Genomic DNA, 16,914 nt, shown 5'->3' with positions numbered 1-16,914 from the left:
CCCGGCCGGCGCATCCACCCCCCGCGCCGGGCATCGCATGGGGAAGGAACAGAGCAATGGCACCTGGCGAAAGCGACATGCTCGCCCGCAGGATCGCGAGCCTCGAAGCCCAGCTGCAGGCACTGCGGCAGGTGATCGACGTCAGCCCGTCCGGCCTGAAGATCCGGACAGAGGGCTCACTCAGCATCACGGCGGGAGGCGCGGTGCAGGTCACCTCAGGCGGCGCGACCGCGATCAGCGCCGGCTCCTCTCTTTCGCTCAAGACCTCGGCCGCCCTCGATGTCAGGGTAGCCGCGGCGATCACCATCGCAGGCTCTCACACCATCTCGCTGGCGGGCTACACACTGAGCGCGTCGCTGATGAAGGATGTCGATGTCAGCGTCGGAAAGACGTTCTCCATCACCGCCGGCGAGCGAGTGGCGCTAGAGGCCGGCGACGCCGAGATCGACATGAAGAAGGATGGCTCGATCAGGGTCCAAGGTAAGGACATCGACATCAAGGGCAGCGGCAAGATCGACGTCAAGGGCAGCGGCGACGTCGTGATCAAAGGCGCGAAGGTCCTGCAGAACTGAGGTTCAACAGGACCAACAGCCGCCGCGATCAGGTGAGCTTGCCGCGCGCCGCCACCGGCATGTCGCCGATGAGCTTGTCGCCGCGCACGGTGATCAAGCGGTCTACCATGTTCACCACCACGCAGACATGGTTGGGGATGATGCGCACGACCTCGCCGACATCGGGCCGCTCATTGCTGGCCGCAAGATCGAGGAAGCCGTGCTCCTCGGCGAATTTCGCGATCCTCGCCGCCGGATATTCGAGGATGTAGCCATGGCCGTCGAGGCCGCCTGTGTCGCTGGTCAGCGTCTTCGAGCCGGAATCGAGGATGCCGCGCTCAGGCCCGGCCCGGCTGACCACCGTGGCGTAGACTGAAAGCGCGCAATCCTCCAGCGTCGCGACCCCGGCCGCGACCTGCATGCGGTCGTTGAAGATCGAGGTGCCGGAGCGGTGCTCGGTCGCGCCCTTGAGCTTGCCGATATTGGGGATGTTGGGCGAGCCGCCGGTCGAGACGATGCCGGCCTCCAACCCCGCCTCGCGCAGGCCGGCATTGGCCGTGTCGAGGAAGATCTGCGTGCGCTCCCAGCCATCCTCGGGCGGGTACATCAGGAAGCCCGCAAAGGTCAGGCCCTTGGAGCCCGCGATCAGCTTGGCGAGCTCGACCGCCTCGCCCGGCGTCTCGACGCCGGCACGCTTGCGGCCGGTGTCGCATTCGACGACGACCTCGAGATTGCGGCCGGCGATCTCGGCCGCCTTCGGCAAGCCGGCGATGGTGACCGGATTATCGGCCGCGACGATCATGCGCACGCGCCGCTGCAACGCGCCCAACCGGCCGAGCTTCTCCTCGCCGAGGATGTTGTAGCTGACCATGATGTCGTCGATGCCGCCATCAGCCATGATCTCGGCCTCGCCGAGCTTCTGGCAGGTGATGCCGCGCGCGCCGGCCTCGACCTGGAGGCGGGCGAGCTCGGGCGATTTATGCGTCTTGATATGGGGGCGGTTGGCGACGCCCTTCGCATCGCAGACGGCCTGGAGCCGGGCGATGTTGGCCTCGACCTTGTCGAGGTCGATGACAACGGCCGGCGTGCCGTAGACGCGGGCGATTTCGTCCTTCAGCGTCTCCTGGGCCAGCGCGGTCATGGCAGCACCTTGATGATCACTTCGATCTCGACCGTCATGTTGTTGGGCAGCGAGCCCATGCCCACGGCCGAGCGGGCATGCCGGCCGCGCTCGCCGAGCACCGCGACGAACAGGTCCGAGCAGCCATTGATGACCTTGGGCTGGTCCGCGAAATCCGGCGCGCCGTTGACCATGCCGAGCAGTTTGATGACCTCGACCTTGTCGAGCGAGCCAGTCGCCTTCTTCATCGCAGCGAGCAGGCCGAGGCCGGTCTGCTTGGCGTGCTCGTAGGCTTCCTCGATCGTGACGTCCTTGCCGACTTTGCCGGTCGGATAGGTGCCGTCCGCCCGCTTCGGGCCCTGGCCGGAGAGGTAGACGATGTCGCCGACCTGCTTGAAGCTGACATAGGTGGCGACCGGCGTCGGCACGTCGGGCAACGTCAGTCCCAACCCCTTCAGCTTGTCTTCGGCACTCATTCTGGTTTCCCCTCGTCGGTCGCAAGATCGCGGACCATGTAGCGGGCCGCATCGTCGTAGCTCGCGAGCTTGCGATCAAGCGATGCGTCATGCGTCTCGCGAAAGCCGTGACGCCGCCAGAAGCCGGCCGAGCCGTTGACGGCGGCCAGCGCCAGGCTGGCGAAGCCTGCTCCGCGCGCAAGCCGTACCAGCTGCGCGACGACTTCGTTGGCCGCACCGCTGCCGCGCAGCTGCGGCAACAGAGCGAGATCGTGGATGTAATAGGTGTCGGCCGAATCTGGCAGCGCGCCGAGCTGGCTGTTGAGCGCCGGAACCTGGCCGAGCAGCCAGGGATGGCTCACAACATAGCCGCCGACGCGGCCGCTCTCCTCCAGGCCGGTCTCCTCCAGGCAGAGGCAGCCTTGCGCGGACAGCGCGAGGCGCTCGGTGAAAACGGCTTCGTCCTCGGGATAGCCGGGATGAGCCTGCGCTGCGACCGCCAGGACGCAGGGCAGGTCGGCAGCCGTCATCGCCCGCCAGCGTGGTGGGGACGGGTGGGTCAGCGCGATACCCGAGACGGGCTCAGGCCGGCGCAAGAGCAGGATGCAAAAAAGTGGGCACCGGTTTTTCGCATTGATCCGGCTCTAGGACGGCCTTCGCGCTGAAAACGCATGCAGTCCGACCGAAGGATGCCTTCCCCTCGGAAAGAGGCAAATCAACCTTCGCCATTCGACTCTTGTGTCTTCCGCTCGCGCTCGCAGGCTCGCAACGTGTCGAAAACCAGATACTCTTTTTGATTTTGACCTTTCACCTCGGTGCATGTGCGGGCACTTGCACCCGAGGAGGTATTCGATCGTGTGGTCAGGTCACAACGATACCCGGTCGATTTGAAACTGGTCAGCAACGGCCCCGTCACCTTGACGCATTTCTGGCGACCAGGATTTGAATGCCAGTTGAACGCAAATTTCCCTTGCAGAACATCAAGGTTCTCCGCCCCAGCCGGGGTGGACAACAGAAACAGGGTCACGACAGCAAGGCCACTTCGATTCCTTAGCATCAGAATCCTCCGTCGGCTCCGAGAGACGTTACACCCATAGATCACGTCGCATTCGGACGGAACCGTCCGAATGCGAACGATGCGCCGCGGCGAGGGCCCGCGCTCAGGCGGCCGCGACCTTCTTGAACTTGTTGCTGCGCTTGGGGTGCCACCAGGCGCCCTTCAGCACCACGCCCTCGGAGACGATCTTCCTGTCGCCGGTCATGTGCTCGCCGGTGACGTCGGCATAGTCGAACTTGCCTTCCTTGACGGTCAGGATCGTCGCGTCGCCGAGCGAGCCGACCTTGAGCGAACCGTATTCGGGCCGCTTCAGCGCCATCGCCGCATTCACGGTCGAGGCGGCGATGACATTGTTGAGGCTCATGCCCATCAGCAGGAACTTCGACATGGTGGTGACCTGGTCATAGGCCGGGCCATCGATGCAGAGCTTGTGCACGTCAGACGAGATCACATCCGGCTCGAAACCGTTGGCCAGCATGGCCCGCGTCGTCTTGAAGGAGAACGAACCCTTGCCATGGCCGATGTCGAAGATGACGCCGCGCTTGCGGGCGGCCAGCACCTCGGGCTTGACCGTGCCCTGCGCGGTGCAGGGCGCATTCGGGAAGGGGCGGAAGGCATGGGTGAGCACATCGCCCGGTCGCAGCATGTTCACCACCTCCTCATAGGACGGAGGCGGATGGTCGATATGGCACATCAATGGCATGCCGACTTCGTTGGCGACTTGCAGCGCGATGTTGAGCGGCACCGTGCCCTGATCGCCCGAGGCGTGCAGGCCGACGCGAACCTTGATGCCGACGATGAGGTCGCGATTGGCGTCGGCGACCGCGACGGCGTCGATCGGGTTCATCAGCCGCAGATCGCCGCTCTCGCCGACCATGACGCGGTGGTCGAAGCCATAGATGCCGGCATGCGAGACGTGGAGATAGGCCAGGATGCGGGCCTGGCTCCTCTCGATGACATGCTTGCGGAAGCCGGGCCAGTTGCCGGGGCCAGCCGAGCCGGTGTCGACCGAGGTGGTGACGCCGGACGCCCGGCAGAACTCGTCGGCGTCGATGCCGAGCGAGGTGCCGCCCCAATAGACATGGGTATGCAGGTCGATCAGGCCCGGCGTGACGATGTAGCCGGAGACGTCGCGGACCTCCTTGGCGCCCTTCAGGTCCTTGCCGAAGCCCGAGACCTTGCCGTCGGTGAAGGCGACATCGAGGACGCCGTCATGCTTCTGGGAGGGGTCGATGACGCGACCGCCCTTGAGGATGAGATCGTGGGTCATGTGGCTTTCAATCAGTGGCTGGAGATCGATCTGGACATGTCGCGCGAGGGTTCCCTCACGCAAACGCTGTGGCCGGGCCCTTGTCGACAATCGTGAAGGCCTTGGCGAAGTGAAGATGCAACTCCGGGACATAGAGTTGCGAGATGCTCGGATCCTGGATCGGAGTGTATTTCGCTCCGCCGTCGCGCGGATCCGAAGCACCGAGATAAGCTGTAAGGCCTTTGCCCTTGAATGCGTCGAGGCGATCGGTCAGCCTGGCGACGACGACCATACCGCAATCTCCCCATTCATACGGGATCGCGAAATACAACTTGGCGGCGTAGCTCAATGCAGCCTGGCCCTGCCTCCTGGCATAGTCCTGCATGGTCGCGGAGGCGGCGGCAGCGCGCTTCACCTTGAGAAAAACCTCATACTCCGCCCACCAGCCGCCGGCAGTTGCGCGGGCAGGATCGGCGGCGAAGCGCGCCATGTCGCAAAAGCGGAAATAATTCTGTCCGACGGTCAGATGGACGCGCTGAACATGGGACATCCCGCCGCTTTGCCCCTGGGCGGAAAAGCCTCGAGCAGCCCGCTCATGGGTCGCGAGTTTCGGCGGAAAGAAACAATCCTTGTTCAATGGCTCGGTGGACATGGCATCATCCTCCCTCTGGCCCCATTGCGCCCTTCCGCTCGACGATCAACCGGTACATCTCCGGTTCGCGATGCTTGGCGAAATTGAAGGTGGAGTTCTTGTAGCTCTTGCCGAGATCCATGTCGCAGCGGGCGACGACGAGTTCGTCGCCCTCGGTCACGGCCTGCGCCACGACCTCGCCGGTGGGCGCGATGATGCAGGAGCCGCCGATCTGGTCGACACCGGCTTCCAGCCCCGCTTTGGCGACGCCGACGACCCAGCTCGCGTTTTGATAGGCGCCGGCCTGCATCACGAGCTGGTTGTGGAAGTTGCCGAGTCGGTCATGATCGGGCGCCGGCGGGTTGTGCTTGGGCGTGTTGTAGCCGAGCACGATCAGCTCGACATCCTGCAAGCCCATCGATCGATAGCTCTCGGGCCAGCGCCGGTCGTTGCAGATCATCATGCCGAGATTGGCATCCATCGTGCGCCAGACCGGCCAACCGAGATTGCCGGTCTCGAAATAGCACTTCTCCAGATTCTGGAACGGCGCGTCGGGACGATGCTCGGGATGGCCGGGCAGATGGATCTTGCGGTACTTGCCAACGATCGCGCCGGTCTTGTCGACCAGGATCGCGGTGTTGAAGCGGCGCTTGCGGCCCTCCTCGAAGGCAAGCTCGCAATAGCCGAGATGGAAGCCGATGCCGAGGCGCTGGGCTTCGGCGAAGAGCGGTGCGGTCTCGTTGCCGGGCATAGCGCTCTCGAAATAGCTGTCGATCTCGTCCTCGTCCTCGATCCACCAATGCGGGAAGAAGGCGGTCAGCGCGGCCTCGGGATAAACCACGAGATCGGCACCATGGCCCTTGGCCTGGCGCATCAGTTCGATCATGCGGGCAACGGCCGAGGCGCGGTTTTCATCGCGCTGGATCGGCCCGAGCTGGGCCGCGGCGACGGTCAGGATACGGGTCATGGCAGCAGAGTTTTCCGTCGATCCGTTTTGGCGGGCCTCAGTGATCGGGACGCCGCGGGAACGCATATTGCGCCGAGCGTGACGTAACGGTAGCGTCCACCTGCTGCCGGCCCGCGCGGCTCCAAACCGCCGCCAGGCGCCCGCGCGGCGGGAGGAGCAAAACCATGACCACGTTCAACGTCGTCAGATTCCGCGTCAAGCCGGGCCAGGACGAGGGGTTTCTCGCAGCCCATCGCGACGGCAAGGCGCAGTGGCCCGGGCTCATCAACGGGCACATCATCAAAACCGGCGACCGCTCCTATTGCCTGATCGGCGAATGGGCTGATGCCGCAGCGATCAAGGCCGCGCGCCCCGAGATGATCGCGACGCTCAACAGCTTTCGCGACACATTGGAGGATCTCGGCGGCGGCCTTGGCGTCACCGATGCGGTGTCCGGGGACGAGGTGGTCGACCTCAACGCCTGACCGCGACGCGCGCGGTACGCGGGCGCAGGATGCGCGGGGGTCGCGCAGCCGCGTCGCCGCGCGCCCTCGCCATACCGGGATGGCCGGCCACGCCACCGGCGCATGTGTCGCGACCGTTACGCAAAGCTCGGTCACAGGCTCTCCCCGGTCACAAGCTCTTGGCCAGCCGTGGATCGAGGGAGTCGCGCAGGCCATCGCCGAGCAGGTTGACCGCGAGAACGGTGATCGAGAGGAACAGCGCCGGGAAGAAGATGATATGCGGCCTGACCTGCCAGAGCGCCCTGCCCTCGGCCATGATGTTGCCCCAGGACGGCGTCGAGGGCGGCACGCCCGCGCCGATGAAGGACAGGATCGCCTCGACGATCATGGCGCTGGCGCAGATATAGGTCGCCTGCACCATCATCGGCGCGACCGTGTTGGGCAGGATGTGGCGGAAGATGATCCGCGGCACGCGCGCACCCTGCGAGATCGCCGCCTCGACATAGGGCTGCTCGCGCAAGGAGAGCACGACGCTGCGCACCAGGCGGGCGACGCGCGGGATCTCGGCGATGGTGATGGCGATGATGACGTTCTGGACCGAGCCGCGCGTCAGCGCCATCAGCGCGATGGCGAGCAGGATCGGCGGGATCGACATCATGCCGTCGATGACGCGCATGACGATGCCGTCAGCCCAGCGCACGAAGCCGGCGAAGAGGCCCACGGCCAGCCCGATGACGGAGGCCAGGGTCGCCACGCTGAAGCCAACCAGCAGCGAGACCCGCGCGCCATAAGTGACACGCGAATAGATGTCGCGCCCGAGCATGTCGGTGCCGAACCAGTAGAGCTCGGACGGCACGCGCGTCCGGCGCGAGGTTGAGATCGCGGTCGGATCGACGGTCCACAGCAAGGGCGCGAAGATCGCGATCAGGATCATCAGCAGCAGGAGAATGCCGCCGACCGTGACCGCAGGATGCTTGCGCAGATAGGAGCGCTTCTTGGGCGACAAAACGGTGTCGGGCGGCGAAACAGGTTCGCTGCCGGCGGGAGCCGCAAGCGGGGCGGCGATGGTGTTGGATTGAGCTGTCAATACCGTATCCTCGGATCGACCAGAGTATAGATGAGGTCCACGAGCAGGTTCACCAGGACGTAGACGAAGGAGAAGATCAGCACGACGCCCTGGATCACGGGGTAGTCGCGACGCAGGATCGCATCGAGCGTCAGCCGCCCCAGCCCCGGAATGGCGAAGACGCTCTCGGTGACGACGGCGCCGCCGATCAGGAGCGCCACGCCGATGCCGATGATGGTGATCACCGGAACCGCCGCATTCTTGAGCGCGTGCACGAAGAGCACGTTGCGCTGCTCGACGCCCTTGGCGCTGGCGGTGCGGACGTAATCCTGCTGCAGCACTTCGAGCATGGTGGCCCGGGTGATGCGCGCGATCAGCGCGATATAAACGAAGCCGAGCGTGATCGAGGGCAGGATCAGGTTCTTGAACCAGGGCCAGATGCCTTGCGAGATCGGCGTGTAGCCCTGCACCGGCACCCAATCGAGCTTCAGGGCGAAGACATAGGCGAGCATGTAGCCGACGACGAAGACCGGCACCGAGAAGCCGAACACGGCAAAGCCGACGACGCAGCGGTCGATCCAGGTGCCGGCCTTCCAGGCCGCGATCACGCCCATCGGCACGGCGACGACGACCGCGAAGACCAGCGTCAGCAGCATCAATGAGACCGTCGGCTCGATGCGCTGGGCGATGAGCTGCGTCACCGGCAGCGAGGTGAAGATCGAGGTGCCGAGATCGCCCTGGAGCACATGGTAGAACCATTCGCCGAAGCGGATGAGATAGGGTCGGTCGAGACCGAGGCTGGCCCGGATCTTCTCGACATCGGCCGGCGAGGCCTGGTCGCCGGCGATCACGGCGGCGGGATCGCCCGGCGCGATGTAAAGCAGCGAGAAGACGAACAGGGCGACGAAACCCATCACGGGTATGGTCGTGATGATCCGTCTGACGATGAAAGCGAGCATTCTGGCGCTTAGCCTTGGTTATGGTCGATCAGAACTGTTTCAACGTGAGCCGCCATTCCGGCGGCTCACGTCCAGGGAAGTGCCGGGGTCCCTCGGGGAGCTCCGGCACTCTGCGATAGATCCCCGCACAGCTTCGCCGCTCGTCCGGGGTGGACCGGGGCAGCCACGAAAGCTGCCCCCGCCATCAGGCCTTCGACACGCCCCAGAAGAAGGGCAGCGGCCCGCTGGTGACGCCCGAGACATTCGAGCGCCAGGCCTGGTAGCCGAGATAGAAGCCGGTCGGCGCGTAGACGACCTCCTCCATCGCCGCCTTGTTCAGCCTAGCGATCGCAGCCTTTTCCTCGGCCAGATCCTTGGCCTCGAACCAGTTGGTCACCTCGGTCTCGACAGCCGGGATATTGGGCCAGCCGAACCAGGCCTTGTCGCCATTGGCGCGGATGGCGGTGTAGGCGGCGGGGTTGGTGCAGTCCGCGCCGGCATGCCAGGTGTGGAACATGCTCCAGCCGCCCTGGCTGGGAGGCGTCTTCTGGGCGCGGCGCGCACCGACGGTGCCCCAGTCGGTGGCGACGAAATCGACCTTCATGCCGATGCTCTTGAGCAGTTCGGCGGTGACGTCGCCCATCGACTTGGTGGCGGCCATGTCCTGCGCGACGACGCAGACCACGGGCTCGCCATTATAGCCGGATTCGGCCAGCAGCTTCTTGGCCTCGGCGACATTGCGCTTCTTCAGGATGTCGCCGCCCTCCTCGGTGTAGAGCGGCGTGTCGGGGGTGAAATAGCTCGGCATGTTCTTCCAGAGCTTGTCGTCGTCGCCGACGATCGAGCGCATGTAATCTTCCTGGTTCAGCGCGGTCATCACCGCGCGACGCACCTTCACATTGTTGAAGGGCGGGAAGAGATGGTTCATGCGGAAGGCGCCGACATTGCCGAGCGGATCGCCGATGTCGACCTTGACGTTCTTGTTGGCCTTGAGCACGGGCACGAGGTCCGACAGCGGGGTCTCCCACCAGTCGACCTCGCCGTTCTGCAGCGCGGCCGACGCCGTCGCCGGGTCGGGCATGATCACCCATTCGATCCGGTCGACCAGGATCTTCTTGCCGCCGGAGAGCCAGTCGGCCGGCTCCGAGCGCGGCACGTAATCGGTGAACTTCTCGAACACCGCCTTGGCGCCGGGCACCCATTCATTGCGCACGAACTTCATCGGGCCCGAACCGATATATTCGGTGATCTGCGTGAACGGATCGGTCTTGGCGATGCGCTCGGGCATGATGAAGGTGCAGGGCGCGTTGTTCTTGCCCATCGCCAGCAGCATCTTGGGGTATGGCTTGCTGAGCGTCCACTTCCAGCTCATGTCGTCGACCGGGGCGAGCTCGACCTCGATCGCCTTGATCATCAGGCCCATCGGGTCACGGGCCTGCCAGCGCTTCAGGCTCTGGACGACATCCTTGGAGGTGACCGGCGCACCGTCGTGGAATTTGAGGCCCGGGCGCAGCTTGAAGGTCCAGACCAGCCCGTCGGCGGAGACCGTCTCCGACTCGACCATCTGGCGCTGCGGCTGGAACTTCGAATCGATGCCATAGAGCGTATCCCAGACCAGGGCAGCCGCGTTGCGCACGACATATTGCGTGCCCCAGATGGGATCGAAATTGGCGAGGTTGGCCTGCGGCACGAAGCGCAGGGTCTTGGCTGCCGCGTTTTGCGACAGGGCCGGCATGGCCAACCCACCGGAGGCGGCCAGGGCGCCTGTCCCCACGGCGGTCTTCAAAAATGTCCTGCGGTCCATCACTCACGACTCCCCTGAAACGGCAACCTCTGCGCGGGCGACCTTGGCGCGAGTTTGGGCAGAAAACTTCTGCGCTGACAACACGCTTGACCGGCCCTTCTTGGCCGGCGGACCGCTTGCAGACTTCGTGCCAAATGGGACCGACCCGCAGGAAGCGAGCGGAATTCGGCAATCTCTGCCCGCGCGGCTGCCCTGCAGGCAGAAAATTGCAGAATATCCGACTAAATCGATTTGATCGGCGCATCGACCCGGGCGAAAGGCCTTGCAAATTCAAATGCAGCCGCTGCGCGCAAAACCAACGCATCCCTCCCGAAAGCGCCGACGATCTGCAGGCCCGCCGGCAAGCCGGCTTTCGTCAGGCCGCAAGGCAGCGAAATCGCCGGCGCCTGCGTGATGTTGAAGGGGTAGGTGAACGGGGTCCAGCGCGTCCAATCCTCGCCATAACCGCCATGGGCAGGCGTGTCCCGCCCGACCTCGAAGGCCGGCAGCGGCAGCGTCGGCGTCAGCAGCAGATCGAAGCGTGCATGAAATTGCGCCATGCGGTGCGCAAGCGCATTGCGCTGGTTGAGCAGCGCATCGACATAGGCCGTTCCCGACACCTTCTCGCCGGCTTCCGCCACCGCGACGAGGCCCGGATCCATCCGCTTGCGATCGTCCGGGCCGGCATTGCGCAAGGCCAGCGCTGCTCCCGCCCCCCACAGCGTCATCAGGGTCTCGATCGGGTCGGCAAAACCCGGATCGACCTCCTCGACCGTCGCGCCGAGCTCCTGGAACGCCAGCGCTGCCGCTTTCGTGAGCGCCGCGATCTCGGGATCGACGGCGACATCGCCGCCGAGCTTCGGCGACCAGGCGAGGCGCAAACCCTTCACGCCGCCGGGCAGGCCCGCGACATAGTCCAGCGTCTCGCTGAGCACCGCCGTCATGTCGCGGGCATCGGGCCGGCCAATCGCGTTCATGGCGAGCGCGGTGTCGGTCACGGTGCGGGTCAATGGACCGAGATGGGCGAGGAAGCCCATGGTCGAAACCGGAAAGGCCGGCACCCTGCCAAAAGTCGGCTTGAGGCCGACCACGCCGGTGAAGGCGGCCGGAATGCGCACGGAGCCGGCGCCGTCCGAGCCGATATGGATGCAGCCGAGATTGAGCGCGGCGCAAACGGCGGCGCCGGACGACGAGCCGCCGGGGCCTGTTGCCGTGCCCCAGGGATTGCGCGTGATCCCCGATTGCGGGGAATCGCCGACGCCCTTCCAGCCATACTCCGGCATCGTCGTCTTGCCGAGGAAGACGGTGCCCGCCTCGCGCAGCCGGGCGGTGGCGGGCGCATCCTCGGGCCAGGGAGCGCCCGAGGCCACGGCCGAGCCGCGCCGCATCGGCCAGCCGGCGACGCCGATATTGTCCTTGATGGTCACGGGCACGCCGTCGAGCGGACCGAGCGGCTCTTTCTTGCGGTAGCGCGCCTCGGCGGCCTCCGCCATGGCGAGCGTGACCTTGTCGTCGCGCACGGTGAAGGCGTTGACCTCCGGCTCGAAGCGCTCGATGCGCTCGAGCGCGTCCTTGGCGACCGCAACGGGCGAAAGCGCGCCACTGGCATAGAGGGGCTGGAGTTCGGCGGCGGACAAAGTGGAGATCGAGGTCATGAGGCGGCCTGTCGTTCAAGTCATGAGCATTGGAACCTCCTCGTCATCCCGGGCGCAAGACCCGGGATCCATCATAGAGCTCCGGAGCCCTCCGATGGATCCCGGATCGGCGCCGCTACGCGGCTTGTCCGGGATGACGGCGAGGCTGAGCGATTATTGTCAAAGTGCTACGCATTCGCCGCGCGCCAGGCGGCGCTGAGCAGGACATTGGCGCCGGCGACCATGTCGTCGTCGGTGCTGAATTCGGCCGGGTTGTGCGAGAGACCGCCGATCGAGGGGATGAACACCATGGCCGTCGGGCACAGGCGCGACATCATCTGCGCGTCATGCCCCGCGCCCGAGATCATCCGGCGGATCGGCAGACCGAATTCGGCCGCGCTCTGTTCGACGCTGGCGATCAGCTCCTCGGTGAAGGGCGTCGCCGGAAACCGGGCAAGGTCGCGGAAGCTGATCGCGATGCCGTCGCGCTCGGCGAGTTCCGCGCAGAACTTGCGCAGGGCAGCCTCGGCCTCCGCCAGCGGTGCGTCGAGCGGATTGCGCAGATCGAGCGACATCACCACGGTTTCGGGCACGACATTGACGTTGCCGGGCTGGACGCGGATGACGCCGGAATTGGCGAGCTGCCCGGGGATCGTCTTGGTCAGTTCATTGGCGAAGATGTTGATCCGCGCCGCCGCCAGGCCCGGATCCTTGCGATAGGCCATCGGCGTCGTGCCGGCATGGCTCGGCCGGCCCTTCAGCGTCAGTTCGAGCCAGCAAATCCCCTGGATGCCGGTGACCGCACCAAGCCCGCCGCCTTCGCTCTCGAGGACCGGCCCCTGTTCGATATGCATTTCGAGATAGGCATGCGCCTCGAGGAAACCCGGCGCTTCCTGCCCTTCATAGCCGATGCGCCTGAGTTCGGCGCCGAGGCCGACGCCCTCGGAATCGGTTTCCGCATGGGCCGCAGCAACGCTCATGCCGCCGGCCCAGACATAGGAGCCGAGCATGTCGGGGTGGAAGCGCGCGCCCTCCTCATTGGTGAAGGCGATCACGGCCATGTCGCGCTTGGGGGTTAGGCCAGCGTCGCGCAGCGCCGCCAGCACCTCGACGCCGGCGATGACGCCGAGCGCGCCGTCGAAGCGCCCGCCGGTGCCGACCGTGTCGATATGCGAGCCCATGATGACGGCCGGCCCCTCCTGCTGCCCCTTCAGGATGCCGACGATGTTGCCGATCGCGTCGATCTTCACCTCGAGCCCGAGCGCCTGCATCTGCCCGACCAGCCAATCGCGGCCCTGCTTGTCCTCATCGGTCAAGGCGAGGCGCCGGCAGCCGCCCTCGGGCGTCGCGCCGATCATCGAGAGCGCCGTCAGGCGCGACACCAGCCGCGCGCCGTCGATCCGCAGGTTGCTGCTCATTCGTCTCAAGTCTCCGTGAAGGCCATCGCCGCTGCGCGCAGCCCAGGCAAGATGCAAGCCGCTCACCCGTCGAGCAAGCCGGGGCGGCGCCTGTCGACCCAGCCGGTCGCGTCCTCATAGGCCTGCGCGATCTGGAGCAGCAGCAATTCGGACTGGTTCGGCCCCCAGAGCTGCATGCCCATCGGCAGGCCCGCCGCGTTGAAGCCGACGGGCACGCTGAGCGCCGGGCAGCCCGACATCGTCACCGGGATCACCACCTGCATCCAGCGATGATAGGTGTCCATGGCGCGGCCGGCGACCTCCTTGGGCCATGGCGTCTCGACCGAGAAGGGGAAGACCTGGGCGCTAGGCAGGACCAGGATGTCGTAGCGGCCGAAGAGCCCATGGAGATGCTGGTACCAGCGCGAGCGGAGACCCGAGGCCTGCATCACCTCGAAGGCCGAGACCTTGAGCCCCTGCTCGACCTCCCAGCGCGCCTCGGGCTTGAGCAGGTCGCGGCTGGCCGGATCGGCATAGACGGGGGCAAGGCCCGAGCCCGCCTGCCAGGCGCGCAGTTTGAGCCAGGCCTGCCAGACGGATTCCGGATCGAAACCGAGCGCGACATCCTCGACGATCGCGCCCATGCCCTCGAACGCCGCCAGGCCTTGCCGGCACAGGGAGAGAACGCCCTCCTCCATCGGCAGATGGCCGCCGAGATCGCCGAGCCAGCCGATCTTCAAGCCCGTGACGTCGCGCTCCAGCGGCCCGAGAAAGACCGCCGGATCCTCCCGCAGGGACATCGGCACGCGCGGATCATAGCCGGACTGAACCGCGAGCAGCGCCGCGAGATCGCGGACTTTACGCGCCATCGGCCCGGCCACGCCCAGTTGCGGGATGAAGACCTCATCCGTGCCCGACAGCACCCGGCCATAGCTCGGGCGCAGGCCCAGCACATTGTTGAAGGCGGCGGGATTGCGCAGCGAACCGGCATGGTCGCTGCCATCGGCCACGGGCAGCATGCGCAGCGCCAGCGCGACCGCGGCCCCGCCGCTGGAGCCGCCCGAGGTCTTGCTCTGGTCATAGGCGTTGCGCGTCGCCCCGAAGACCGGGTTGAAGGTCTGCGAGCCGAGCCCGAATTCGGGCGTGTTGGTCTTGCCGATGATGATGGAGCCGGCGGCCTTCATCCGCTCGACGAAGATCGCATCGGTCTGCGCGATGATGTCCTTGAACAGCGGCGAGCCCTGCGTGGTCGCGAAACCCGTGGCGGCTGAGAGATCCTTGATCGCCTGCGGGAAGCCATGCATCCAGCCGCGCGAATGGCCGGCCGCGAGCTCGGCATCGAGCACCGCCGCCTCCTTCAGCAGATCGCCGCGCTCGCGCTGCGCCACGATCGCGTTGACGCGCGGGTTCAGCCGCTCGACCTGGTCGAGGAAAGCCGCCATCACCTCCACGCAGGAGAGCTTTCGCGCATGGATCGCCTGCGAAAGCGCGACCGCATCCAGCGCCACGATATCGCTGGTCGCCGCACTGCTGACTGTATCTGGCATGCCTGGCCTGTCTCCTGCCGGGAAGAATCGCGCCAATGATGGCCGCAGCCCGCGCACCCCGCCAGCGGCGTTTCCGGACGGAGCCTGTGCGGAGGGCGCATCACGCGGGGCGGCCCGGCGTGCAGGCGGCTGTCCCCCAACGCCCAAGGCGGCTAGAAGCGACGCCCCATGTCAGACCTCGCCCTCCCGCTCCGCCAGACGGCCCCTTGGCTCACCGAGGCCAGGGCCATGCTCGCGCTGAGCTGGCCGCTGGTGCTGACCAATGTCGCGCAGAACGCGATGACGGCGACGGATGTGATGATGATGGGCCATCTCGGCCCCGACGCATTGGCCGCCGGCGCGCTCGGCTCCAATCTCTACATGGCCGTGCTGATCTTCGGCATCGGCGTCATGGCGGCCGTGCCGCCGATGATCTCGATCGAACTCGGCCGCAACCGCCACGCCGTGCGCGAATTGCGCCGCACGGTGCGGCAGGGCTTCTGGGCCGCTGTGACGCTGGTCGGCCCGATGTGGCTGTTCCTCTGGCAGGCCGAGGCGATCCTGCGCGCAATGGGCCAGGACGCGGCACTGGCGAAGGCTGCAGCCTCCTATGTGCGGACGCTGCAATGGGGCCTGCTGCCGTTCTTTCTCTTTCTCGTGCTGCGCGGCTTCGTCGCCTCCCTGCAACGCCCCTTCGCCGCCTTCGTCGTCGTTCTGCTCGCCGTCGGGTTCAACGCGCTGGCGAATTGGTGCCTGATGTTCGGCCGGCTCGGCTTTCCCGCGCTCGGCCTGCCGGGCTCGGGGCTGGCGACGACCTTGTCCTCGGCCCTGATGATGCTCGGCCTGGGCCTGGTCGTCAGCGTCGACCGGCGCTTTCGCCGCTACCGCCTGTTCGGCCGTTTCTGGGTGGCGGACTGGCCGCGGTTTTGGGCCTTCTGGCGGATGGGCCTGCCGATCGGCACGACGCTCGCCTTCGAGGTGGTGATCTTCAACGGCGCGGCCTTCCTGATGGGGCTGATCGGCCCGGCCTCGCTCGCGGCCCATGCGATCGCGATCCAGATCGCCTCGCTGACCTTCATGGTGCCGATGGGCATCGGCCAGGCTGCCACGGTCAGGGTCGGCCGGGCGTTTGGCGCCGGCGACAGGGACGGCGTCTCGCGGGCCGGCACGACGGCGCTCGCGCTGGGCATCGGTTTCATGGCCCTGACCGCGCTCGTCATGCTGTTCGCGCCGCAATGGCTCGTCGTTCCCTTCCTCGATATCGAGAAGCCCGGCGCGGCCGAGGTCGCGGCGCTGGCCGCCTCCTTCCTGCTCTATGCCGCGATCTTCCAGATCGCCGACGGGGCGCAGGTCGTCGGCTCCTGCCTTCTCAGGGGGCTCGGCGACACGCGGGTGCCGATGCTCTTCGCCGGGCTCGGCTATTGGGCGATCGGACTGCCGCTTTCGGTCGCGCTCGGCTTCTTCACGCCGCTCGCCGGTATCGGCATCTGGATCGGGCTTGCGATTGCGCTCGCCATCGTCGCGGTCCTGATGCTCGGCCGCTGGCGGGCCCGCGACAGGCTCGGCCTCGTCACCACCCCCTGATTGCATCGGCGCGATCCGTGCTATCGTTACTGCGTCGCACGTTCCGCCTTTGGGGGGAGGCAGATCATGTACAAGGACGACGACGTTCAGCGCATCCGGGACAGTTTCGCCCATCTCCACCGCCGCAAGGCCGAGACCGGCGCGATCTTCTACAACCGGCTCTTCGAAATCGCGCCCGAGGTCAGACCCTTGTTCAAGGGCGACATCAAGGCACAGGGCGCCAAGCTGATGGAGACGCTGACGGTCGCCCTCGCCACGCTCAACGACAGGGAGGGGCTCGCCATCCTGCTGCGCAGGCTCGGCCGCCAGCACAAGGGCTACGGCGTCAAGGAGAGCCACTACGACAGCGTCAGGGAGGCGTTGATCTGGACGCTCCGGACCTCATTGGGCGACGCGTTCACGCCGCGCGTCGAGCAGGCCTGGACCCGGCTCTATGCCGATATCGCCAGCATCATGATCGCTGCGAGCCACGAGGACTGAACGAGGAGGCGTCAGCCGTCATAGGCCCGCCTC

Annotated in this window: 17 protein-coding genes; 4 read left to right on the top strand and 13 right to left on the bottom strand. The window is 66.2% G+C overall.

From position 1 onward, the window contains the following. Positions 1 to 56 precede the first annotated feature (56 nt). Positions 57 to 572, top strand: a complete 516-nt coding sequence (locus BHK69_RS12235) for a DUF2345 domain-containing protein (RefSeq protein ID WP_069690345.1) — start codon at positions 57 to 59, stop codon at positions 570 to 572. Positions 573 to 600: 28 nt separating this feature from the next. On the opposite strand, the gene BHK69_RS12230 is transcribed toward BHK69_RS12235, so the two are convergent. The 7 genes from BHK69_RS12230 to BHK69_RS12205 form a co-directional block, all read right to left on the bottom strand. After that, positions 601 to 1,692, bottom strand: a complete 1,092-nt coding sequence (locus BHK69_RS12230; protein ID WP_069690344.1) for a D-TA family PLP-dependent enzyme — start codon at positions 1,690 to 1,692, stop codon at positions 601 to 603. After that, positions 1,689 to 2,147: a RidA family protein gene (locus tag BHK69_RS12225; RefSeq protein ID WP_069690343.1), complete on the bottom strand. Its 459-nt coding sequence runs from the start codon at positions 2,145 to 2,147 to the stop codon at positions 1,689 to 1,691. The genes BHK69_RS12230 and BHK69_RS12225 overlap by 4 nt, the downstream gene beginning before the upstream one ends. Then, positions 2,144 to 2,722 (bottom strand): GNAT family N-acetyltransferase, encoded by a 579-nt coding sequence (locus BHK69_RS12220; RefSeq protein ID WP_244548481.1) that lies wholly within the window; start codon positions 2,720 to 2,722, stop codon positions 2,144 to 2,146. The genes BHK69_RS12225 and BHK69_RS12220 overlap by 4 nt, the downstream gene beginning before the upstream one ends. 119 nt (positions 2,723 to 2,841) lie before the next feature. Beyond that, positions 2,842 to 3,153 (bottom strand): hypothetical protein, encoded by a 312-nt coding sequence (locus tag BHK69_RS31935; RefSeq protein WP_148663390.1) that lies wholly within the window; start codon positions 3,151 to 3,153, stop codon positions 2,842 to 2,844. Between the two features lie 133 nt (positions 3,154 to 3,286). After that, positions 3,287 to 4,453 carry an amidohydrolase/deacetylase family metallohydrolase gene (locus BHK69_RS12215; protein WP_069690341.1) on the bottom strand — a complete coding sequence of 389 codons (1,167 nt, stop codon included), beginning with the start codon at positions 4,451 to 4,453 and terminating at the stop codon, positions 3,287 to 3,289. 55 nt (positions 4,454 to 4,508) lie between these two features. Then, positions 4,509 to 4,922, bottom strand: coding sequence for a hypothetical protein (locus BHK69_RS12210; protein WP_148663389.1), 414 nt, complete (start codon positions 4,920 to 4,922; stop codon positions 4,509 to 4,511). A gap of 166 nt (positions 4,923 to 5,088) precedes the next feature. Further along, on the bottom strand, positions 5,089 to 6,030 hold the full coding sequence (locus tag BHK69_RS12205) for an N-carbamoyl-D-amino-acid hydrolase (protein WP_069690339.1): 942 nt from the start codon (positions 6,028 to 6,030) through the stop codon (positions 5,089 to 5,091). Between the two features lie 164 nt (positions 6,031 to 6,194). Between BHK69_RS12205 and BHK69_RS12200 the strand changes: the two genes are divergently transcribed. Then, positions 6,195 to 6,494, top strand: coding sequence for an antibiotic biosynthesis monooxygenase (locus BHK69_RS12200; RefSeq protein ID WP_069690338.1), 300 nt, complete (start codon positions 6,195 to 6,197; stop codon positions 6,492 to 6,494). A gap of 148 nt (positions 6,495 to 6,642) precedes the next feature. Here BHK69_RS12200 and BHK69_RS12195 read toward each other — a convergent pair whose 3' ends face one another. The 6 genes from BHK69_RS12195 to BHK69_RS12170 all read right to left on the bottom strand — a co-directional run bounded on the left by BHK69_RS12195 (position 6,643) and on the right by BHK69_RS12170 (position 14,838). Continuing rightward, a complete protein-coding gene (locus BHK69_RS12195; protein WP_244548519.1) occupies positions 6,643 to 7,479 on the bottom strand; it encodes an ABC transporter permease in 837 nt (278 codons plus the stop codon). 77 nt (positions 7,480 to 7,556) lie between these two features. Continuing rightward, positions 7,557 to 8,498, bottom strand: coding sequence for an ABC transporter permease (locus tag BHK69_RS12190; RefSeq protein WP_069690337.1), 942 nt, complete (start codon positions 8,496 to 8,498; stop codon positions 7,557 to 7,559). A 184-nt stretch (positions 8,499 to 8,682) separates the two neighbouring features. Further along, entirely contained in the window at positions 8,683 to 10,281 is a 1,599-nt protein-coding gene (locus tag BHK69_RS12185) for an ABC transporter substrate-binding protein (RefSeq protein ID WP_069690336.1), read from the bottom strand. Between the two features lie 221 nt (positions 10,282 to 10,502). Then, positions 10,503 to 11,915, bottom strand: coding sequence for an amidase (locus BHK69_RS12180; protein WP_069690335.1), 1,413 nt, complete (start codon positions 11,913 to 11,915; stop codon positions 10,503 to 10,505). 167 nt (positions 11,916 to 12,082) lie between these two features. After that, positions 12,083 to 13,312, bottom strand: coding sequence for a M20 family metallo-hydrolase (locus BHK69_RS12175; RefSeq protein WP_069690334.1), 1,230 nt, complete (start codon positions 13,310 to 13,312; stop codon positions 12,083 to 12,085). A gap of 62 nt (positions 13,313 to 13,374) precedes the next feature. Further along, positions 13,375 to 14,838: an amidase gene (locus BHK69_RS12170; protein ID WP_069690333.1), complete on the bottom strand. Its 1,464-nt coding sequence runs from the start codon at positions 14,836 to 14,838 to the stop codon at positions 13,375 to 13,377. Positions 14,839 to 15,006: 168 nt separating this feature from the next. On the opposite strand from BHK69_RS12170, the gene BHK69_RS12165 reads away from it, so the two are divergent. Together BHK69_RS12165 and BHK69_RS12160 are read left to right on the top strand one after the other, a co-directional pair. Then, positions 15,007 to 16,401 (top strand): MATE family efflux transporter, encoded by a 1,395-nt coding sequence (locus BHK69_RS12165; protein ID WP_069690332.1) that lies wholly within the window; start codon positions 15,007 to 15,009, stop codon positions 16,399 to 16,401. A gap of 66 nt (positions 16,402 to 16,467) precedes the next feature. Next, positions 16,468 to 16,881: a globin domain-containing protein gene (locus tag BHK69_RS12160; RefSeq protein WP_069690331.1), complete on the top strand. Its 414-nt coding sequence runs from the start codon at positions 16,468 to 16,470 to the stop codon at positions 16,879 to 16,881. The last annotated feature ends 33 nt before the right edge of the window (positions 16,882 to 16,914 follow it).

The sequence above is a fragment of the Bosea vaviloviae genome (genome assembly GCF_001741865.1).
In the GTDB taxonomy this organism is placed as follows: Bacteria; Pseudomonadota; Alphaproteobacteria; order Rhizobiales; family Beijerinckiaceae; genus Allobosea; species Allobosea vaviloviae.
Note: the sequence above shows the minus strand (reverse complement) of the source record. Positions and strands in the feature narration are given on the sequence as shown.

Coding starts and splice junctions, on each gene's coding strand:
- BHK69_RS12225 (WP_069690343.1), bottom strand. CDS start 2,147: ATGAGTGCCGAAGACAAGCTGAAGGGGTTGGGACTGACGTTGCCCGAC.
- BHK69_RS12235 (WP_069690345.1), top strand. CDS start 57: ATGGCACCTGGCGAAAGCGACATGCTCGCCCGCAGGATCGCGAGCCTC.
- BHK69_RS12215 (WP_069690341.1), bottom strand. CDS start 4,453: ATGACCCACGATCTCATCCTCAAGGGCGGTCGCGTCATCGACCCCTCC.
- BHK69_RS12165 (WP_069690332.1), top strand. CDS start 15,007: ATGTCAGACCTCGCCCTCCCGCTCCGCCAGACGGCCCCTTGGCTCACC.
- BHK69_RS12185 (WP_069690336.1), bottom strand. CDS start 10,281: ATGGACCGCAGGACATTTTTGAAGACCGCCGTGGGGACAGGCGCCCTG.
- BHK69_RS12170 (WP_069690333.1), bottom strand. CDS start 14,838: ATGCCAGATACAGTCAGCAGTGCGGCGACCAGCGATATCGTGGCGCTG.
- BHK69_RS12205 (WP_069690339.1), bottom strand. CDS start 6,030: ATGACCCGTATCCTGACCGTCGCCGCGGCCCAGCTCGGGCCGATCCAG.
- BHK69_RS12180 (WP_069690335.1), bottom strand. CDS start 11,915: ATGACCTCGATCTCCACTTTGTCCGCCGCCGAACTCCAGCCCCTCTAT.
- BHK69_RS12210 (WP_148663389.1), bottom strand. CDS start 4,922: ATGGCGCGCTTCGCCGCCGATCCTGCCCGCGCAACTGCCGGCGGCTGG.
- BHK69_RS12200 (WP_069690338.1), top strand. CDS start 6,195: ATGACCACGTTCAACGTCGTCAGATTCCGCGTCAAGCCGGGCCAGGAC.
- BHK69_RS12160 (WP_069690331.1), top strand. CDS start 16,468: ATGTACAAGGACGACGACGTTCAGCGCATCCGGGACAGTTTCGCCCAT.
- BHK69_RS12175 (WP_069690334.1), bottom strand. CDS start 13,312: ATGAGCAGCAACCTGCGGATCGACGGCGCGCGGCTGGTGTCGCGCCTG.
- BHK69_RS12230 (WP_069690344.1), bottom strand. CDS start 1,692: ATGACCGCGCTGGCCCAGGAGACGCTGAAGGACGAAATCGCCCGCGTC.
- BHK69_RS12190 (WP_069690337.1), bottom strand. CDS start 8,498: ATGCTCGCTTTCATCGTCAGACGGATCATCACGACCATACCCGTGATG.